This window comes from Fictibacillus tiangongensis (genome assembly GCF_048083785.1).
Taxonomy (GTDB): Bacteria; Bacillota; Bacilli; order Bacillales; family Fictibacillaceae; genus Fictibacillus.
The window spans coordinates 2,871,522-2,890,454 of the sequence record NZ_CP182294.1; the positions used below are offsets into that span (position 1 = coordinate 2,871,522).

General features: G+C 40.1%; 19 protein-coding genes. 5 read left to right on the forward strand and 14 right to left on the reverse strand.

Translation table 11 applies throughout. The annotated features are described in order from the left end of the window. Positions 1-7 precede the first annotated feature (7 nt). On the forward strand, positions 8-1,126 hold the full coding sequence (gene ytvI / locus ACNJYY_RS15365; RefSeq protein WP_416729154.1) for a sporulation integral membrane protein YtvI: 1,119 nt from the start codon (positions 8-10) through the stop codon (positions 1,124-1,126). Between the two features lie 300 nt (positions 1,127-1,426). Here the strand turns inward: ytvI and ACNJYY_RS15370 are convergent, their stop codons facing one another. The 8 genes from ACNJYY_RS15370 to dnaE all read right to left on the reverse strand — a co-directional run bounded on the left by ACNJYY_RS15370 (position 1,427) and on the right by dnaE (position 12,106). Beyond that, positions 1,427-1,822 (reverse strand): FxsA family protein, encoded by a 396-nt coding sequence (locus ACNJYY_RS15370; RefSeq protein ID WP_416729155.1) that lies wholly within the window; start codon positions 1,820-1,822, stop codon positions 1,427-1,429. A gap of 99 nt (positions 1,823-1,921) precedes the next feature. Continuing rightward, a complete protein-coding gene (gene pyk / locus ACNJYY_RS15375) occupies positions 1,922-3,676 on the reverse strand; it encodes a pyruvate kinase (protein ID WP_137790652.1) in 1,755 nt (584 codons plus the stop codon). Between the two features lie 90 nt (positions 3,677-3,766). Further along, on the reverse strand, positions 3,767-4,726 hold the full coding sequence (gene pfkA / locus ACNJYY_RS15380) for a 6-phosphofructokinase (protein WP_144698653.1): 960 nt from the start codon (positions 4,724-4,726) through the stop codon (positions 3,767-3,769). Positions 4,727-4,844: 118 nt separating this feature from the next. Next, positions 4,845-5,822 carry an acetyl-CoA carboxylase carboxyl transferase subunit alpha gene (gene accA / locus ACNJYY_RS15385; protein ID WP_416729156.1) on the reverse strand — a complete coding sequence of 326 codons (978 nt, stop codon included), beginning with the start codon at positions 5,820-5,822 and terminating at the stop codon, positions 4,845-4,847. Positions 5,823-5,825: 3 nt separating this feature from the next. Next, positions 5,826-6,680 carry an acetyl-CoA carboxylase, carboxyltransferase subunit beta gene (accD, locus tag ACNJYY_RS15390; RefSeq protein WP_416729157.1) on the reverse strand — a complete coding sequence of 285 codons (855 nt, stop codon included), beginning with the start codon at positions 6,678-6,680 and terminating at the stop codon, positions 5,826-5,828. A 16-nt stretch (positions 6,681-6,696) separates the two neighbouring features. Beyond that, positions 6,697-7,347 (reverse strand): FadR/GntR family transcriptional regulator, encoded by a 651-nt coding sequence (locus ACNJYY_RS15395; protein ID WP_416729158.1) that lies wholly within the window; start codon positions 7,345-7,347, stop codon positions 6,697-6,699. A 20-nt stretch (positions 7,348-7,367) separates the two neighbouring features. Next, positions 7,368-8,609, reverse strand: coding sequence for an NAD(P)-dependent malic enzyme (locus ACNJYY_RS15400; protein ID WP_137788666.1), 1,242 nt, complete (start codon positions 8,607-8,609; stop codon positions 7,368-7,370). 113 nt (positions 8,610-8,722) lie between these two features. After that, a complete protein-coding gene (gene dnaE / locus ACNJYY_RS15405; RefSeq protein WP_416729159.1) occupies positions 8,723-12,106 on the reverse strand; it encodes a DNA polymerase III subunit alpha in 3,384 nt (1,127 codons plus the stop codon). Between the two features lie 161 nt (positions 12,107-12,267). On the opposite strand from dnaE, the gene ACNJYY_RS15410 reads away from it, so the two are divergent. The 3 genes from ACNJYY_RS15410 to ACNJYY_RS15420 all read left to right on the forward strand — a co-directional run bounded on the left by ACNJYY_RS15410 (position 12,268) and on the right by ACNJYY_RS15420 (position 13,427). Continuing rightward, positions 12,268-12,600 carry a YtrH family sporulation protein gene (locus ACNJYY_RS15410; RefSeq protein WP_197131579.1) on the forward strand — a complete coding sequence of 111 codons (333 nt, stop codon included), beginning with the start codon at positions 12,268-12,270 and terminating at the stop codon, positions 12,598-12,600. Continuing rightward, positions 12,600-13,112, forward strand: coding sequence for a sporulation membrane protein YtrI (gene ytrI / locus ACNJYY_RS15415; RefSeq protein ID WP_416729160.1), 513 nt, complete (start codon positions 12,600-12,602; stop codon positions 13,110-13,112). Before ACNJYY_RS15410 ends, ytrI begins: the two co-directional genes overlap by 1 nt. Positions 13,113-13,241: 129 nt before the next feature. Continuing rightward, positions 13,242-13,427: a hypothetical protein gene (locus ACNJYY_RS15420; protein WP_066396796.1), complete on the forward strand. Its 186-nt coding sequence runs from the start codon at positions 13,242-13,244 to the stop codon at positions 13,425-13,427. 45 nt (positions 13,428-13,472) lie between these two features. Here the strand turns inward: ACNJYY_RS15420 and ACNJYY_RS15425 are convergent, their stop codons facing one another. Then, positions 13,473-14,420, reverse strand: coding sequence for a DHH family phosphoesterase (locus ACNJYY_RS15425; RefSeq protein WP_416729161.1), 948 nt, complete (start codon positions 14,418-14,420; stop codon positions 13,473-13,475). An 85-nt stretch (positions 14,421-14,505) separates the two neighbouring features. Between ACNJYY_RS15425 and ACNJYY_RS15430 the strand changes: the two genes are divergently transcribed. Continuing rightward, a complete protein-coding gene (locus ACNJYY_RS15430; protein ID WP_416729162.1) occupies positions 14,506-14,802 on the forward strand; it encodes a YtpI family protein in 297 nt (98 codons plus the stop codon). A gap of 39 nt (positions 14,803-14,841) precedes the next feature. On the opposite strand, the gene ACNJYY_RS15435 is transcribed toward ACNJYY_RS15430, so the two are convergent. The 5 genes from ACNJYY_RS15435 to ACNJYY_RS15455 form a co-directional block, all read right to left on the reverse strand. Further along, the gene (locus tag ACNJYY_RS15435; RefSeq protein ID WP_416731889.1) at positions 14,842-16,158 is read right to left on the reverse strand and encodes a DRTGG domain-containing protein; all 1,317 of its coding nucleotides are present in this window, start codon (positions 16,156-16,158) and stop codon (positions 14,842-14,844) included. 82 nt (positions 16,159-16,240) lie between these two features. Beyond that, positions 16,241-16,483: a hypothetical protein gene (locus ACNJYY_RS15440; protein ID WP_416729163.1), complete on the reverse strand. Its 243-nt coding sequence runs from the start codon at positions 16,481-16,483 to the stop codon at positions 16,241-16,243. Positions 16,484-16,540: 57 nt separating this feature from the next. Next, the gene (locus tag ACNJYY_RS15445) at positions 16,541-17,221 is read right to left on the reverse strand and encodes a metal-dependent hydrolase (RefSeq protein WP_416729164.1); all 681 of its coding nucleotides are present in this window, start codon (positions 17,219-17,221) and stop codon (positions 16,541-16,543) included. Between the two features lie 121 nt (positions 17,222-17,342). After that, on the reverse strand, positions 17,343-18,467 hold the full coding sequence (gene ald / locus ACNJYY_RS15450; RefSeq protein WP_191751938.1) for an alanine dehydrogenase: 1,125 nt from the start codon (positions 18,465-18,467) through the stop codon (positions 17,343-17,345). A gap of 249 nt (positions 18,468-18,716) precedes the next feature. After that, complete coding sequence (locus ACNJYY_RS15455; RefSeq protein WP_416729165.1) at positions 18,717-18,878, reverse strand: hypothetical protein; 162 nt, start codon at positions 18,876-18,878, stop codon at positions 18,717-18,719. Positions 18,879-18,933: the final 55 nt, after the last annotated feature.

Consider the following 18,933-nt stretch of genomic DNA (forward strand, 5'->3'; position numbering starts at 1 on the left):
GAAAAATTTGTATGCTGAACTAACACATCGCTTGTTGCGTATAGGATTTATTCTATTCCTCGCTGTTGCCCTTATTTTTTCTGGCTATTATGTTTCCGCTATTCTTTATCCATTCATTGCAGGCGCAATCATAGCACTGATGATCAATCCTTTTGTAGGCTTTATCGTGGATCGATTCAAAGTGAATAGAGCTCTAGCCGTCATTCTTTCTATATTAGGCCTTTTAGGTGTCATTGTCTTGTTACTAACCTTGCTGATTCAAGAGATGATGACTGGTTTTGCCTATATTGCACATGAATTGCCCGCATATATTCAAGAACTGGTCTTTTATTTTGAACGATCTTTTAAAACGAACGTTCTTCCTTTATATCAAGATTTACTCTCCATCTATAGTAAGTTGGGAACGGATCAGCAAGAAACGGTAATGGATAATATCGAGAAGATCGGAACCGGCATTACGACAAATGCGTCCAGTATGACACAGGCCGTGATTAATAGTGTCTCTCTAATGATCGTAAGTCTTCCAACTTTTTTAACGGTTTTTATCTTTTCACTTCTCGCTGCTTTTTTTATTAGTAAGGATTGGTATCGTCTAACTGGATTCCTTAAGGCGATCTTCCCAGAAAAGTTAATCCATACGGTCACAACGGTATATGTAGAACTCCGAAAAGCTTTATTCGGCTTTTTAAAAGCTCAGTTAACCTTAATCTCCATAACAGCCTGTATCGTATTAGTAGGTCTCTTATTGATGCGTATAGACTATGCTGTCACCATATCGGTACTGATCGGAGCGATCGATCTGCTACCATACCTTGGTACAGGTGCTGTTTTTCTGCCGTGGATCGCTTACTGCTTCTTAACAGGAAATTACACGCTAACGATCGGACTATCCATCTTGTATGGTGTTGTCGTTATTCAGCGACAGATCATGGAACCAAAGCTTCTATCACAAACGATCGGACTTGATCCTCTCGCGACACTAGTTTCTTTATTTGCTGGATTCCAGCTTCTAGGGTTTATCGGCCTTATCATCGGGCCTGTTATCCTAGTTGTAATTCGTGCGCTGTATGAAGCAAAGTTCTTTCATGAGCTCTATCAATTTGTTATGAAGCCTATACACAAATAAAAGAACGGATGCTTCAAGTGAGCATCGTTCTTTTTGTTTGATTGTTTTCATGTTCATTGTTGCTTTTGAAAGTAGTCGATTTCCATTACAGGCTGCTCGCTTTCCGCGGGGCAGGCGGTGAACCACTTGCCGCTTTGCGCCTTTAAGTGTCTCACCTGCCCACCTGTCCCGCAGGAGTCTCGCACCTTTCACTCCAATCAACGGTCAAAGAAGAGTAAACAAACAGACTTGAAAGCAAAAATCGTTTAGAAAACAGCCTCATATGATTTACAATGTTGACTCTGTCAGTAACTAGTAACTCTACCTTCTTTTTATGAAGTAAAACTGTCCTGATTGCATCTTTTGGAAGAGTTTTGCTTTCATCCACAACTTCACGGGCTTTCTTAGGGGAGGGATCAGTAAGAAGAAACCTAGAATGTCAGTTAGAAATCCAGGTGCTAAGAGTAATGCTCCACCGACTAGGATACATGCACCATCAAGAACTGCCTCTCCTGGCATCTGACCGCTCTCAAGCTGCATCTTCACACGTTGAAGCGTTTGTACACCTTCTCTTTTTGCTAAATAAGCGCCTAGTATACCCGTTATGAATATCCCAGCAATCGTTGCAGGAATTCCTATATATTGTCCAGCCAATATAAAGAGTCCTACCTCAATGGCAGGAATAAGAATAAAGATCGGTAAAAGCTTACGAAACAAATAAACCACCGCTTTCATTAAACATGTAATAAGGAATCAAGCCTATTCCTTTTTTACGAATCAAAAAAGAGAAGGTTTCACCCTTCTCTTTTCGTATCATTAGATAACGTTCTTTCTTCCGTCATAGATGTATCCAACAGAAGCATCAATCGTAATCTCTTGTCCATCTTTAAAGATTTCAGTTGCATTTTGTAAGCCAACGATAACCGGAATACTTAGTGATACTCCACATACAGCAGCATGGCTTGTTAATCCGCCTTCTTCTGTAATAACAGCAGATGCTTTTTCGAACGCACCAATCATGTCACGATCCGTTCCTACCGTTACTAGAATTGCACCTTCAGTCATCTTATCCATCGCTTCTTGAGCTGTTTTAGCTACAACTACTTTTCCTGAAGCAGATGATTGTCCGATTCCTTGAGCTTTAGCAAGCACATCACCAATGATGTGGACCTTCATTAGGTTTGTAGATCCAGATTCACCTACTGGTACACCTGCCGTGATCACAACAAGGTTTCCGTGTTGAACAGCTTCTGCTTTAAGCGCTGAATCAATTGCAATTTGGAACATTTCATCTGTTGTTCCAGCTTTTTCACCTTTAACTGGTGTTACTCCCCAAACAAGTGCAAGCTTACGGCAAACATCTTCGTTGCTTGTTACTGCGATAATAGGAGCTTTTGGACGATATTTTGAAATCATGCGAGCTGTTTGACCTTTTTCAGTAGCAGTAATAACTGCATCTGCATCTAGGTTAAGAGCTGTAAAGGAAACAGATTGAGAGATCGCATCTGTAATTGTCGTTTTGCTCTCTTTACTTCTTGAAGATAATAATGTTTTATAGTTCAACGAGCTTTCTGCACGGCTAGCAATCTTATGCATGGTAAGAACCGCTTCAACCGGATAAGTACCAGCAGCTGTTTCACCTGATAGCATGATCGCATCAGTACCGTCGAAGATCGCGTTTGCTACGTCACTCGCTTCAGCACGCGTTGGGCGCGGGTTGCGTTGCATAGAATCTAACATTTGGGTTGCCGTAATAACTGGCTTTCCAAGCTCGTTACACTTCTTGATCAGCATCTTTTGTACAAGAGGTACTTCTTCAGCAGGAATCTCAACACCTAGGTCACCACGCGCTACCATCAGACCGTCAGAAACAGCAAGGATCTCATCGATATTGTCTACACCTTCTTGGTTCTCGATCTTAGGAATGATTTGAATATGGTTTGCATTGTGTCGATCTAAGATCTCACGAATTTCAAGAACATCTGTTGCACGACGTACGAATGACGCAGCAATAAAATCAACACCTTGTTCAATACCAAACTCGATATCCTTTGCATCTTTGTCTGTAATACCTGGAAGTTTTACGCTTACGTTAGGTACGTTTACACCTTTTTTGTTCTTTAATGTACCGGAGTTTAAGATCTTTGTAGTCAGTTCTTTTTCACCGATCGCTGTTACTTCAAGTTCGATCAGTCCGTCATCAAGAAGGATTCTTGATCCAACATGTACGTCTTCAACAAGTCCTGGATATGTTACAGAGATCTTTTTGTCGTTACCAACTACTTCTTCCATAGAAACGATCAATTCGTTTCCAGCAACAAGTTCAGCAACTCCGCCTTCAAGCGTTTGAGTACGGATCTCAGGTCCCTTCGTATCTAGAAGGATCGCAACTGTTTTTCCCAGCTCTTTAGATGCTTCACGAATGTTGATGATTCGTTGACCGTGCTCATCAAAGTCACCGTGTGAGAAATTTAGGCGGGAAACGTTCATCCCTGCATTCATTAATTCTTTTAACTTATCAATACTTTCGCTTGCCGGTCCTATCGTACAAACGATTTTTGTTTTGCGCATCATGTAAATGGCCTCCTGGTTTTCTTTTTTCGCAGAAAGGCATCGTAAGGCATCTGCAGTCAAACTGCAGCCGTACGATGCATTAGCAGATTATATGGATAATTCTTGTGATAATTTATACATTTGTTTATCGATTGAATGTTTTCTAGATAATACTTCTGTAATGTCATAATCAACAAGTTTGTTATTTTCGATACCTACTGTACGCCCAGCTTTACCTTCTAATAAAAGTTCAACCGCTTGCGCACCTAGACGGCTTGCTAGTACACGGTCAAAAGCTGTAGGGGAACCACCACGTTGAATGTGACCTAGAACCGTAACCCTTGTCTCGAAATCTGTAAGCCTTTCGATCTCTTTAGCAACATCAACGCCGCTTCCGCAACCTTCAGCGACAATTATGATACTGTGTTTCTTACCGCGCTCATGTCCTCGTTGCAGCTTTTGTACGACTTGATCCATCTTATGATCTTCTTCTGGAATGAGGATCGTCTCAGCACCATCTGCAAGTCCAGCCCAAAGAGCCAAGTCACCAGCGTCACGTCCCATTACTTCGATGATATAAGTACGCTCATGTGAAGTAGCCGTGTCACGAATCTTATCAATCGCATCGATAATCGTATTTAAAGCTGTATCAAAACCGATTGTAAAATCTGTCCCCGGAATGTCATTGTCGATCGTACCAGGTACACCAATTGTTGGGTAACCTTGTTCAGACAATTTCTTAGCACCTTGGAAAGATCCGTCTCCGCCAATAACGACCAATCCTTCAATACCGAATTTTTTCAACTGCTCGATACCTTTTTGTTGTCCTTCTGGTGTTTTGAACTCTAGACAACGTGCTGAATGAAGCATCGTGCCTCCACGGTGTATAATATCTCCAACAGATCCTAATTCTAGTTTCTTAATATTCCCCGAAATTAGTCCTGCATAACCATTGTATATCCCATAAACTTCTAAGTCATGGTAGATTCCTTTTCGAACAACCGCCCGAATCGCAGCGTTCATGCCTGGTGAATCGCCACCACTTGTTAGAACTCCTATCCGCTTCATGAAACATTTCACCTCTCTAGTTCTCTCGTCTTATTAAAATATCATGTTCAAATGTTGAACACAATAGACAACAATAGGCAAAAAAATGCGCCTTTCCCTAAGCAGAAAGGCACATTCCCTATTTAACAACAATGGAATCGTTTACAAACCCAAATTGTCCGATTTTTTTATATTTTTCATAGCGTTGATTTATGAGCTCTTCTTGTGACATGGACAGCAAAGAATGTAAAGAATCTTCCAAAACCTGGTCGATCAATACTGCTTGCTGCTTCGCGTCTTTATGTGCTCCGCCCTTAACTTCTTCAATAATCTCATCAATAATTCCTAACTCTTTTAAGTCTGGAGCAGTGATTTTCATAGATTCAGCTGCTTTCTTTGCCATTGAAGCATCTTTCCAAAGAATGGCGGCCGCACCTTCTGGAGAGATAACAGAATAAGTTGAGTTCTCGAGCATGTGTACGTAATTTCCTACACCTAACGCTAATGCCCCGCCACTTCCACCTTCTCCGATCACAACACAAATAACAGGAACCGTTAACCCAGCCATCTCAACTAAATTTCGAGCGATCGCCTCACTCTGGCCTCTTTCCTCAGCTGCTTTTCCTGGATATGCTCCCTTTGTATCAATAAAACAGATAATAGGTCTATTAAACTTCTCGGCTTGTTTCATTAAACGCAGTGCCTTGCGATAGCCTTCTGGATGAGGCATACCAAAGTTACGACGAAGATTTTCTTTCGTATCCTTTCCTCTTTGGTGTCCGATGATCGTAATAGGAATTTCCTTATAAAAAGCTACTCCTCCAACAATCGCTTCATCGTCACCAAAAAGACGATCACCGTGTAATTCAATGAAATCCGTAAAAAGATAGTTAATATAATCAAGGGTAGTTGGGCGTTCAGCATGTCTGGCAATTTGAACACGATCCCATGGCTTCATCTCTGAATACGTACTGTTTTCAAGGTTAGACAATTTTTCTTCTAGCCTCTTGATCTCGTCTGTTAAATCAATATCTTTCTCATCCATAAATGACTTAAGCTCTGCGATTTTTTTCTCCAGTTCGTGTATCGGTCTTTCAAATTCTAGTTCTGCTGCCATGCTTTACACCCTCCCTTCTGTATGAATCTTTACTAACGTACTCAATGTTTTCTTCATTTCACTTCTATGGATGACTCTATCTAACTGCCCATGTTTTAATAGAAACTCTGCTGTCTGAAAATCATCCGGTAATTCCTGGCGAATCGTTTGTTCTATGATTCTTCTGCCAGCAAACCCGATCAAAGCCTTAGGTTCGGCAAAATTGTAATCACCCACTGATGCGAAACTTGCGGAAACGCCACCTGTTGTCGGGTGTGTCATGATAGAGATAAACAATAAGCCTTTGTCACTCAAGCGTTTAAGAGCTACACTCGTTTTAGCCATCTGCATCAAACTTAATACGCCTTCTTGCATTCTAGCTCCGCCAGATGCTGTAAAGATGATAAACGGTGTTTCTTGATCGATCGAGTGCTCGATCGCACGTGTGATCTTCTCACCTACAACAGAACCCATGCTACCCATTCTAAAGCGAGAATCCATAACCGCTAATGTTACATCACGGCCATCAATCTGACCGGCACCTGTAACAACGGCTTCATTAATCTTTGTTTTCTTTCGGTCACCTTCAAGTTTTTCAACATAATCTGGAAACTCTAAAGGATTTCCAGAGATCATGTCTGCATCATATTCTGTAAAGGTTCCTTCATCAATCAGAGCCGCTATTCGTTCTTGTGATGACATTGGATAATGATATTGACAGCCTTGACATACAAGCAAATTTTTTCTTAACTCTTTTGTTACCATGATGTGCTTGCATTCTGGACATTTACTCATAATTCCTTCTGGAACGTCTTGTTTAACTTTACCAGTTGGTATCGTGGCATATTTTTTCTTTTTTACAAACAATCCTTTAATCATAAATGAATAACACCACCTATTCGATTGCGTTTAGAGCATCGTTTTGTTTTGATAACAAACTCGTCAGCTTCACAGCATCTTTTGATTGAAGAAGTGTCAGAACTTCCTCACAAAATGCTCGTGACCAGTGCGAATTTGCTCGTTGCAATGAAGACCCATAACCCGTTAGTTCTACATATAAACGATAAAGAAGATGATTGCCGCATGCTTGGATCACAATTTTTTCAAATTGTTTGCAAGCTCTATGAACTTGCTCTTGTTCGTTCGTATCCATCTGTTCAATAAGATTTGTCAGTTTAGAGATAGTGGCAGATTCAGCTCTGCGTACAGCAAGCTCCACACAGTCTTTAATAACAATATGTCTTGTTTCCTGAAGATCGTGTCTAGCTTTATTATCATTTAAGATGAACGAAGCTAGCACTTCAACGAGCCGATGTCCGGTTGCTTCACGAATAAAGGTCCCTTCGCCTCTTCTTGTCTCAATCAGACCTAAAAGTTCTAAAGATCGCAGTGCTTCGCGAACAGATGATCTTCCAGCCTTCAGGCGGTCACTCAGCTCCCTTTCAGATGGGAGCTTGTCACCCACTTGAAGACCGTCCTCAACGATAATCGCTTTAATCTGTTTAAGAATTTCTATATATACTTTTTCGGTAGGCTGGACAGACATTCCTCTCTCCTCTACCGGTTTCATTCATCTTTTCCGATAATAGCTAGTTTCTTAGTCTTTTCAGCGATGTCTTCAGGATTCACACGAAGTCTTGCTACTCCTGTTTCCATAGCCGCAGTAGCTACAGCTGCAGCAACAGCAGGTGCTACACGCGGATCGAATGGTGCTGGAATTACATAATCCGCCGTCAATTCAACTGGGTTCACCAGATTTGCGATCGCATGTACCGCTGCGATCTTCATTTCCTCATTGATGTGTGTTGCACGAACATCAAGAGCACCGCGGAATATACCTGGAAACGCTAACACGTTATTTACTTGGTTAGGAAAATCAGATCGTCCTGTTCCAATGACCATCGCACCTGCTTCACGCGCTTCATGAGGCATGATCTCAGGGTTCGGGTTAGCCATAGCAAAGATAATCGGTTCAGGATTCATCGACTCAACCATTGCCTTTGTTAATGCACCTTCTACTGAAACACCTACAAAAACATCTGAACCACTAATAACATCAGCAAGTGTTCCTTCTTGTTTCGTACGGTTCGTAAAGTTTGCAACTTCTTTTTTTACAGAGTTCATTCCGAACGGACGACCTTCATAGATCGCACCTTTTGTGTCGCACATGATGATATCTTTCACACCAAAACGATCTAGCAATTTAATAATTGCGATTCCAGCTGCTCCAGCTCCGTTAACAACTACCTTAATCTTAGACATTTCACGTCCTGTTAATTTAAGCGCATTTACGAGACCCGCTAGCGTCACAATAGCTGTACCATGCTGATCATCATGGAAGATTGGAATATTCGTTTCTTTCTTTAATCGCTCTTCGACTACGAAACAATTTGGTGCTGCAATATCTTCTAGGTTCACACCGCCGAATGTAGGTTCAAGCAATTTCACCGTTTCAACGATCTTGTCCACATCTGTCGTATTCAAGCAGATCGGGAACGCATCAACGCCAGCAAAACTCTTAAATAGTACTGCTTTTCCTTCCATTACAGGAAGTGCAGCTTCAGGCCCAATATTTCCGAGACCTAATACTGCTGTTCCATCAGAAACAACAGCTACTGTGTTACCCTTCATCGTATAGTCATAGACTTTCGTTTTGTCATCATAAATATCTTTACACGGCTCTGCCACACCTGGAGAATACGCTAAGCTTAAATCTTTCGCGTTACGTACAGGTACCTTTGATTTTGATTCTAATTTCCCTTGATGTGTGCGGTGCATGTGTAGTGCTTCTTCTCTTAATGTAGACATTTTTTCATCTCCTAATGATTTTAAATTTAAGGTTGATAAGCCAATTAGGAGGTGGTCAGACCACTAATATTGACTCATCCATTATAACAAAAGTTAACAAGCTGTAAAGTTTTTTAATTTCTTCTAAATACGACATTACCCTCACCAATAACAGATTGCAATTCTAATAACAAGTTTTCTGAAACATTTACTTTTTGTGAAATCTGGACCTTTTGTCTATTCTCTTCATAGATCAAAACAACAGATGTAGAACCTTTTGATTCGTCGAGAATGGACTTCATCGCATTCAGATGCTGAGACGATTGATGCTCTTTATCAATTTTAATAAACAGGGTCGGCTGCTCATTTGACTTTAGATCTTCGAGCAGTCTGCATTTGTTCACAAGAATCTGGAGTGATTCGTTACGGTGCTCCACACTTCCTTCTATTAACAATTGTTGTCCTTTCTGAAGAAGAGAATGGTACGCTTCATATACTTTCGGAAATGCCACGGCCTCTATCTCTCCACTTTCATCACTGATCGTCAGGAAGGCCATGAGTTCTCCTTTTTTGGTTTTAATCGCTCGTACTTTGTCCACTAGAACGCCTAGACGAACGGATGATTTTTTTTCTTCTAACTCATTGATGTTAACCGCTTTCCAGCTGCTTAAGGTCGTTCGATATCTTTGCAGCGGATGTGAAGAAAAGAAAAAGCCTAAAGCTTCTTTTTCAAACTTAAGTTTTTCGCTTTCTTGAAAAGATTGAACAGAAACATAGGAAGGTTTAGGCAGATTAATATCATCATCAAAAAGATACATCTGATTCTTTCGTGAGATCTCCTGAAACTCTTCACCATATTCAATCGCAGTTTCTAATGAAGCTAGCAACACTGCTCTATCTTGCCCCAATTCATCCAAAGCTCCTGCAAAAATTAATGATTCGAGTGTACGTTTATTCACAACTTTCTGAGGACATCGTGAACAGATATCGAACAGATCATGAAACGTTTCTTTGTGGTTCTCAGTCATCAACATCCTAATTGCATTGTACCCAACGTTTTTTATTGCCAACAGACCAAATGTGATAGTAGATCCGTTCGAAATAAAAATTTCGCTGCCTTTTTTTATAGATGGTGGTAGAACAGGAATTCCTCTTTGCTCGGATTCTTTAATATATTGATTCACTTTATCATGATTCCCGATAACGCTTGAAAGCAGAGCAGCCATAAAGTAGGCTGGATAATTCGCCTTTAAAAAGGCAAGTTGATAAGCGATCACACTGTATGCAACAGCATGGCTCCTAGGAAATCCATAATCAGCAAAACGTACGATCAAGTCGTACAGTGCATCTGCAGATTTTTCATCATAACCTTGCTCTAGACACCCTGCAACAAAGTGTTGTCTCTCACGCAGAAGAATATCCCTTTTCTTCTTGCCGACTGCCCTCCTTAGCAAATCTGCCTCTCCTAGTGTGAAACCAGCTGCTTTGGTTGCAATCTGCATTATCTGTTCTTGATAAACGATAACACCATATGTTGATTGTAAAATCGGCTCAAGATCAGGGTGCATGTATTGCACAGTCTTCAGACGATGTTTGCCTGCTATATAGTCGGGTATATTCTGCATCGGACCCGGCCGATAGAGAGCATTCACCGCTACGATATCTTCGAACTCCGTCGGTTTAAGCTGCTGAAGAACTTTTCTCATTCCGTCAGATTCAAGCTGAAACACCCCAGTAGTATCACCTTTTGCAAGAAGCTCAAATGTTTTAGCGTCGTTGAATGGAATATCATTCAGACTAATCTTCACATTTTCATTTTCTTCGATCGCCCATAATATGTTTTCAATGAGCGATAAATTTCGCAAGCCCAAAAAGTCCATCTTCAACAGTCCTGCAGCTTCAAGCCATTCCATACTATATTGTGTAAGAGGTATACCGTCATGACCGGTTTGTAAAGGTACTTTTTGAACAAGTGGCGCTCCTGACAAGACTACCCCCGCGGCATGGGTTGAAGCGTGCCTCGGTAAACCTTCAAGTGTCATTGCGATCTCAACCAGCTTTCTCACATCAGGTTCATTCTTATACGCCTGTTGCAAGCCCGCTGATTCTTTCAACGCATTTTCCAACGTTATTCCTGGTCTAGATGGAATATTCTTTGCGGTAAGGTCAATAAGTGCTGGAGCAAAATCCATTACTCTGCCCGCATCCCTTATCGCTGCTCTTGCAGCTAATGTTCCAAAGGTAATGATCTGTGCAACATAATCTGTTCCATATTTACGCGCAACATAACTTAGTACTTCATCACGACGATTATCAGGAAAGTCGATATCAATATCCGGCATCGTGATCCGTTCAGGGTTTAGGAAGCGCTCGAAGATCAGTTGATGATGAATAGGATCAACATTGGTGATCTTAAGGACGTAAGCGACTAATGAACCTGCTGCCGAACCTCTTCCTGGTCCTGTGATCATCTTTTCGTCGTGTGCAAATTTCATAAAATCCCAAACAATCAAGAAATAATCTTCAAAGTTCATGCTTTTAATAATATTGAGTTCGTATGTTAATCGATCTTTGATTTCAGGTGTTATCGTTTCGTACCGATTCAAAAGTCCTTTATTGCACAACTCTGTTAAATATTCATAGCTGTTCTTATTGTCCGGAACAGGGTATTTGGGCAAAGCGATGTTACCAAGATCGAGCTCGAGCGAACATCTTTCTGCCAGTTTGGACGTTGTATCCAGCGCCTCTTCAGCATGGGAAAATTGGCGTTCTATTTCTGTTGGGGATTTAAAATAAAACTCATCGGTCTGCAGTTTAAATCGATCACGATTGTTTTTCTTCTCGCCTTGTTTGATGCAAAGCAGGATATCATGCGCGTCTGCATCCTCTCTTTTCATATAATACGTTTCATGCATACAGACGAGAGGGATGAGATATTTCCTTGAAAGGTCGTGCAATTGGAGATTTATTGTTTTTTCTATACCTGTATCATGATCTTCTATTCCAAGGTAAAAGCGGTCTTTGAAGCACGATTTATAGAATTGAAGTATTCGATCTAATGTTTGATCGTCAAGGTTTTCACGAGCAAGATACTGCTGAACCTCACCTTCTATTCCTGATGAAACAGCAATAAGGCCTTCAGCATGATTTGAGATTTCTTCATAAGAAAGAGGTGTCACTTCACCGTCCAGCTTTGTCTGCATAAGCGTTGTAAGTCTTAATAGATTTTCATAGCCTTCTATGTTCATGGCATATAAAAGAAGTTTATGGTGTGAACTTATCTTCTCTTTTGTATCTGTTTGATTTCTTCCAACTTCTGCTTCTAATCCAATGATAGGTTTGATGCCAGCTTTTACACAGGTTGTATAAAATTTTAATGCACCATACATATTGGATTTATCGGTTAACGCTAACGAGGTATATCCAAGCTCTTTTGCATATTGAACAAGCTCTTCGATTCGACAAGAGCTTTCAAGAAGCGAGTATTCACTATGTATATGCAGTGGGACAAATCCCATACCATCACTTCCTTTACGCACCTGTTTGCATTCCATTATAGTACAGAAGTTCGCATGTGTTAATGAAACAGTTATGAATAACGAGCGATTATTCATTTTCTCTCAAATTAGCATACACTTCATCTACTTCCCATACATTGATTAAGAGGGGAGGTTGTCTCATGGTACGTGAATTTTTTGCGAATATCATATTAGATTTTGCTATAGCTTTCGGTGTATTATTGGGCGGAGCGTTAATCGGCGGGCTTGCCGCTTTTCTTGTAGGTAAAGCACCTATCTATGAAATGATGGAACTTGCGAAAAGACTTAAAATATGGGCAATCGTCGCTGCTATTGGTGGAACGTTCGATACGATCACGAACTTTGAGCGAAGTTTTGAAAACGGCGCTACTATAGAGATTTTCAAACAATTAACATATATTTTCGTAGCGATTGCAGGTGCTAATTCTGCTATGCAATTGATTCAATGGCTCAGCCAGGAGAACATCAACTGATGAGGATCCCCCCGCTATATCAACGAAAAGGCTACCAGCGTTTTTTTGCTGGGATAGCGATCGGATTTATTATCGGCTGGGCTTTTTTTTTAATACAAGGCGGCTTAGCTCATGAACGATTGATTGTTAAAATTGAAAAGCAACGAGTTAAAATTAATGATCTAGAGAAAAAGAACGAGATCTTAACTTCGGATGATGAAAAAGCAAACAAAGAACTTGCAAAGAAGTTTAAACTACATGAAGTGAATGCAAGATTTTCAAACCAAGATTCTTCAAAGTTATCAAATTTAACTAGGCTGCACTTGGCAAAAGCAGTTGAAGACGACCTAGAGCACCTTATAGGAGAAGATACAGAAACACTTGCAAAAAGCCATTCCTTACTCGTACAAGCGATTGAAAATAAAACGTACCGACTCGATGACGATGATCAAGCCTATGAAGTTAAGATCGATCATTTGTATTTATACACGGGTGTTCTTCGAATCTATATCTCAGCAAAAATCAGTGAATGATTATGCATAAATAATGGTCGAATTATTACGTTTTTATGAATCTTTGGGCAAAGAAATAGCAATCCCTCCTTCAATTGTATAGAATATGTGTAAAGAATATTTCAAGAGTGATTATTGGGGGGAAACTACATGATTATTAATCGAAAAGAACTTGCCCGTGAAAAGGTAAAGGAATTACAGAATGGCTTTTCTGCTTTTGCAGAAACAAAAGAAGTAGCAGACCTAATCAAGAGAGAGCTTGCAAAATTAAACTTAAAAGTGCATGAAGATGTAACAGATGTTGGCTCTTGGTTTATCCCTGAAAAAGCTAACTAAATATATCATGCTAAAGCATAAAAAGGCCCCCCGATGAGGCCTTTTTTATTTGGATTTATATTCTTTACAAAGGTTCCGAAGTTCAGCTAGTACAGACATCGTTTCGTCTTCTGTATATACTGTTGCTCCTGATGCTCTCGGATGCCCTCCGCCGTTGAATTTAGCTGCAATCTTATTAACAACTGGACCTTTCGACCGCAATCTAACTCTGATCTGATCTGGTTCATCCACAAAAAACACCCACGCCAACAAGCCTTCAACATGTGAAAAAGAATTTACTAAAAGGGATGCTTCACCGGGTGTTGTACCAAACTCTTTCAACGTATCTTTTTTTAAATGGATATACCCTACACAATTGTCTACAATCGAAAAATTTTGAAGAACATAACCGTTTAAACGAACGAGTTTTTCAGATATCTTATATAAATTTTCGTGAATTTCTGAGGGTGAGAATCCTGTCTCTAATAACGCTGCTGTATAATGGTGTGTTTTTTGAGTCGTGTTTGAAAATAAAAAGCGACCAGTGTCACCAATAATACCAGCATAGATAAGTCTTGCTGCATGTTCATCAAGTTTTAATCCAGACGTTGATCCATAGAGGTAAAGATCCATGATCATCTCTGATGTAGAACTTGCTTCCGTATCCACCCAAATCAAATCTCCATAAGGATCTTCATTTGGATGATGATCGATCTTAATAACGTAATCTCCTAGTGAATAGCGGTGATCACTGATTCGAGGTGAGTTTGCAGTATCGCAAATAATGACCAAAGCCCCTTTATAAAAACCATCTTCTATAACATCCATTGTGTTTAGAAATGTGAGGCCCGCTTCCTCTTCTCCTACAACATACACTTCTTTTTGAGGGTAACTTGCTTTGATGATCGCAGAAAGCCCACCTTGTGATCCAAGCGCATCCGGGTCTGGTCTGACATGTCGATGAATAATTATCTTTTCATACTGTTTGATTCTTTGTAAGATTTGTTCTTTCATAGCAGACTCCTTTTAGATGTCGTTGTGGCAATTATGGTTTTAAACGTTTACAATATAGTGGAGTAAATACGTGGGGGAATTTTCAATGCCTATTTTTATTATCCTAATTATACTTTCTTTTTCTCTTTATGTGTTCTATAAAGTCTCTGAAGTGCGCGCAAAAGAACCGTTCTTAAAGCGGTGGACAGGCACAAAAGCAAAAATGGCACTCGGTTCATTCTTAGCTTCTTTCGGTCTGAACGAACTCACTGCTGTTGAAGGACGTGTTCAGCTTTGGGTAGCACTTATTTTCTTAATCTATGGAATTGTACTATTAATCATGAATTATAAAATGTACAAGCATTTCCTTACACTTGCACGTGAAGAAGCACAGAAAAATTAATTACGTATGGATAAAAAGTCCCTGAACCAGGGACTTTTTTTATGAACGATGATCAAGAAGCTGTGCCATCATCATAGCTTTTCCTACAATCTTTCCATCATGATGGATCTCAACATCTACTTTCCCAAATTTCCGGCTCACTTCCAGCACTCGCGGGATCAGTTCAATATCACTATCAATCTGTACGGGCTTAATATAATAAAACGTAACATTCTCCACAACGAGATCGCCTTTTTTAATCTTTCTCAGTGCTTTTCTCGCGGTTTCCGTCACGATCGTCATTAAAACGCCGTATGAAACAGTTCCAAGGTGATTGGTCATCTGAGGTGTAATCCTGCATAGGTACGAGATCTCATTATCTACTTTTTGCTCTTTTAATTCTGTCGTAATAAGATCATCAAAAGTAGCACCTACTTGAGGCTGCTTTTGCATCATCTGCATCGCTTTTAATACATCTTGTCTTGTTAAAATTCCGATCAGTTTGTGAGAAGTTCCGATAACAGGAAGGAGTTCGATCCCTTCCCAGATCATCATATGAGCACAAGCAGCAACAGATGTTTTTTCCGTAACGGTTAAAGGTGCACGAGTCATTACTTTTTCTACTTGCATGGAAACAGGTACCCCTATAATATCTTTAGAAGTAACTACTCCCGTTACGCGATTACCTTGATCTACAACCGGATAACGGCTATGCATAGTTTGTTGATTCAACTCGTGCCAACGCTGCACTTTATCATGTTGATAAAGATAATGCGTCTCATCGATCGGAATTAAAATATCAGATGCTAAAACGATATCTTTCTTGATCAAACGATCATGGATGGCTTTATTAATCATAGTCGCAACAGTAAAGGTATCATAGCTCGTAGAGATAACTGGAAGCTCAAGATCATCTGCGAGTCGTTTCACTTCTTCCTCTGTATCAAAGCCACCTGTAACTAAGATTGCACTTCCTGCTTTAAGTCCAAGTTCATGAGCGTTCACACGGTTACCTACGATCAATAAACTACCTGCATCAACGTAGCGCATCATCGCTTCAAGTTTCATGGCTCCGATCACAAATTTGTGCAGTGTTTTATGAAGACCAGCGCGCCCGCCAAGTACTTGTCCTTCAACAATATTTACAACTTCTGCAAACGTTAACTTTTCAATATTACTCTTTGCTTGTCTTTCAATACGTATCGTACCCACACGTTCTATCGTGCTCACGATTCCTTGATTTTCCGCCTCTTTTATCGCTCGATAAGCAGTTCCTTCACTAACGGTCAGATCTTTTGCTATTTGGCGAACGGAGATTTTTGATCCGACATCAAGGTCCAAAATATGCTGTAATATTTGTTCATGCTTGGTTAGCATTACATTCACCGTTCCTTCTACCTGTATCTATCTGTTTTATCACTTTGACTAATACAGATTATACAGGCATTAGAACAGAAACTCAACTTTCCATGTGTATCCTTTTTTTCATTTTTGAATCTGAAGTCTCAATTTGCTTTTTAACAGCTCTTTTCTCTGGTGTATCTTTCTTAAACAAAAGGCTAACTAAAAGCATACCCGCAAATCCCATCCATGCTGCCGAGAAAAGTTGTTGCAGCAAAGAACCGTCAAACGATAAGACAGGTATCGCTACATAGAAAAGCACCAACAACATTAACACTTTTGCCATTTTTTCTTGTCTCATAAAAAACACAACCTCCCTTACTATCATCAATATGCATAGAAAGGGAGGTTAGAATCATTATACACTTATGCTTTCACCGCTTATTAGCACTTTTCCTTTGTTTCCGAGTTTAGATGTGAATGAGGTTTCAGGATCCTGTTCAATCACAGGAAACGTATTGTAATGGATTGGCACGGTAACTTTAGCACCAATCCACTCTGCTGCGATTAATGCATCCTCAGGTCCCATTGTAAAGTTATCACCTATAGGCAAGAAAGCAATATCTGGTTTTGCAAACTCTCCAATTAATTTCATATCTGAGAATAGAGCTGTATCTCCTGCATGGTATAGCGTTTTCCCATCATGTGAGAATAAAATTCCCGCTGGCATTCCCGTATATACGACAGTACCATCTTCTTGTGAATAACTTGATCCATGAAAAGCTTGAGTGAATTTTACTTTTCCAAAATCAAATGTCCGGCTTCCTCCTATATGCATAGGATGTGCCTCTACACCGAGTGTTTGTAAGTACTCAGCAAGTTCAAATGGCGCAACGACCAAGCTGTTATTCGCTTTTGCGATCTCAACCGTGTCACCTACGTGATCGTTATGACCGTGTGTTAAGAGAATCACATCTGCTTTTACGTCCTTAACATCAATCTTAGCTTGTCCATTTCCGTTAATAAAAGGGTCGATCCAAATAGAATGTTGCTCGGTTTGAATTTCAAGTACAGAATGTCCGTGGTATGTGACTTTCATAATTGCAAGCTCCCTCCTCAATTTTAACGCTGAAATACACTACTCATGTACATACCCTATTATAGAACAGAAAAAAAGTCCGATTCCAGAGAAAAGGAATGCGAACTTTTTCTTTATGGTTTTATTTGTTTGATTTTAGAATGGATACAGCATCTTTATAATCAAGTTGATGCGATTCAGCAACCGCTTTGTATGTTACGAACCCATCTAATGTATTGATTCCTTTTAGTAAAGCTTCATTATCTAAACACGCTTGAACATAACCTTTGTTTGCGATTTGAAGAGCATAAGGCACCGTAACGTTAGTCAAACCGATCGTTGAAGTTCTCGGAACAGCGCCTGGCATGTTAGCCACTGCATAATGAAGAACGCCATGCTTTTCATACGTCGGATTATCATGTGTCGTGATGCGGTCGACCGTTTCAAAGATTCCACCCTGATCGATAGCAACATCCACGATGACAGAACCTGGCTGCATGCCTTTAATCATCTCTTCGGTCACAAGCTTAGGTGCTCTAGCTCCCGGAATTAACACAGCTCCAATAACCAATGCTGATTCTTGAACCGCAAGAGCTATATTGAGTGGATTCGATATGAGCGTGTTGATCTCAACACCGAAAATATCATCAAGCTGACGAAGTCGTTCGGGGTTCAAATCAATGATTGTAACATCCGCTCCAAGTCCCATAGCGATCTTAGCAGCATTCGTCCCGACTACTCCGCCTCCGATTACCGTTACTTTTCCACGTCTTACTCCAGGTATTCCACTTAAGAGGATACCTAGCCCACCTTTTGGTTTTTCTAAGAATTGAGCACCTATCTGCGCCGCCATTCTTCCTGCCACTTCACTCATCGGTGTAAGGAGAGGGAGTGTACCATTCGGCAATTGAACCGTCTCGTACGCAATGCCAACTACTTTATTATCTGTTAATGCTTTAGTAAGTTCTGGCTCAGGCGCAAGATGTAAATAAGTGAAGAGAATTAGACCTTCTCTGAAAAAACAGTACTCCTCAGGAAGCGGTTCTTTTACTTTCATGACCATATCCATCGACCATGCTTGAGTCGGTGTTTCTACGATAACACCACCAGCACTTTCGTATTCTTCATCTGTAAATCCTGAACCGATACCAGCACCTTTTTGGATAAATACTTCATGACCTGATGCCACAAGATTCAATACGCCCGCCGGTGTCATCGCTACTCGATTTTCATTATTTTTTATCTCAGTCGGTACTCCTATTTTCATGTTGTACCCTCCCTTAATTCACATGGAAATATTTTCTTTATTCTATGTTAACATACCACCAAAAACTTAAAATAAAAAGTTGAATCTTCTTAGAATATTTATAAAGTCAAGACAGCTTTAAGGTGCCCTAAAAGGAAAAAGAACATTCTCATTTTTGGTTTTATGAAAAATTCTGCTTGTTCGCAATTGTAATAACTGTTTTTTGAACAAAAAAGGCAGCCTCTGTAATAGAGCTGCCTTAATCTTGTGTTATGAAAGACTTTCTTCTTCATCAAGTTTTGTTCTTTGCTGCCTTTGATCTACTTTATCAACGATTCCGCTTTGATAAGATTCTGTTATCTGCTGATGAACAGTCATCTCACCTTCAGCATCATATTCAAGCTGTTGATTAGGACGTTTTTCATTTTCCATCTTAACTTTCCTCCTTAAAACGCAAGACTTTAACCATAGTTTTTGTCTTACAAGG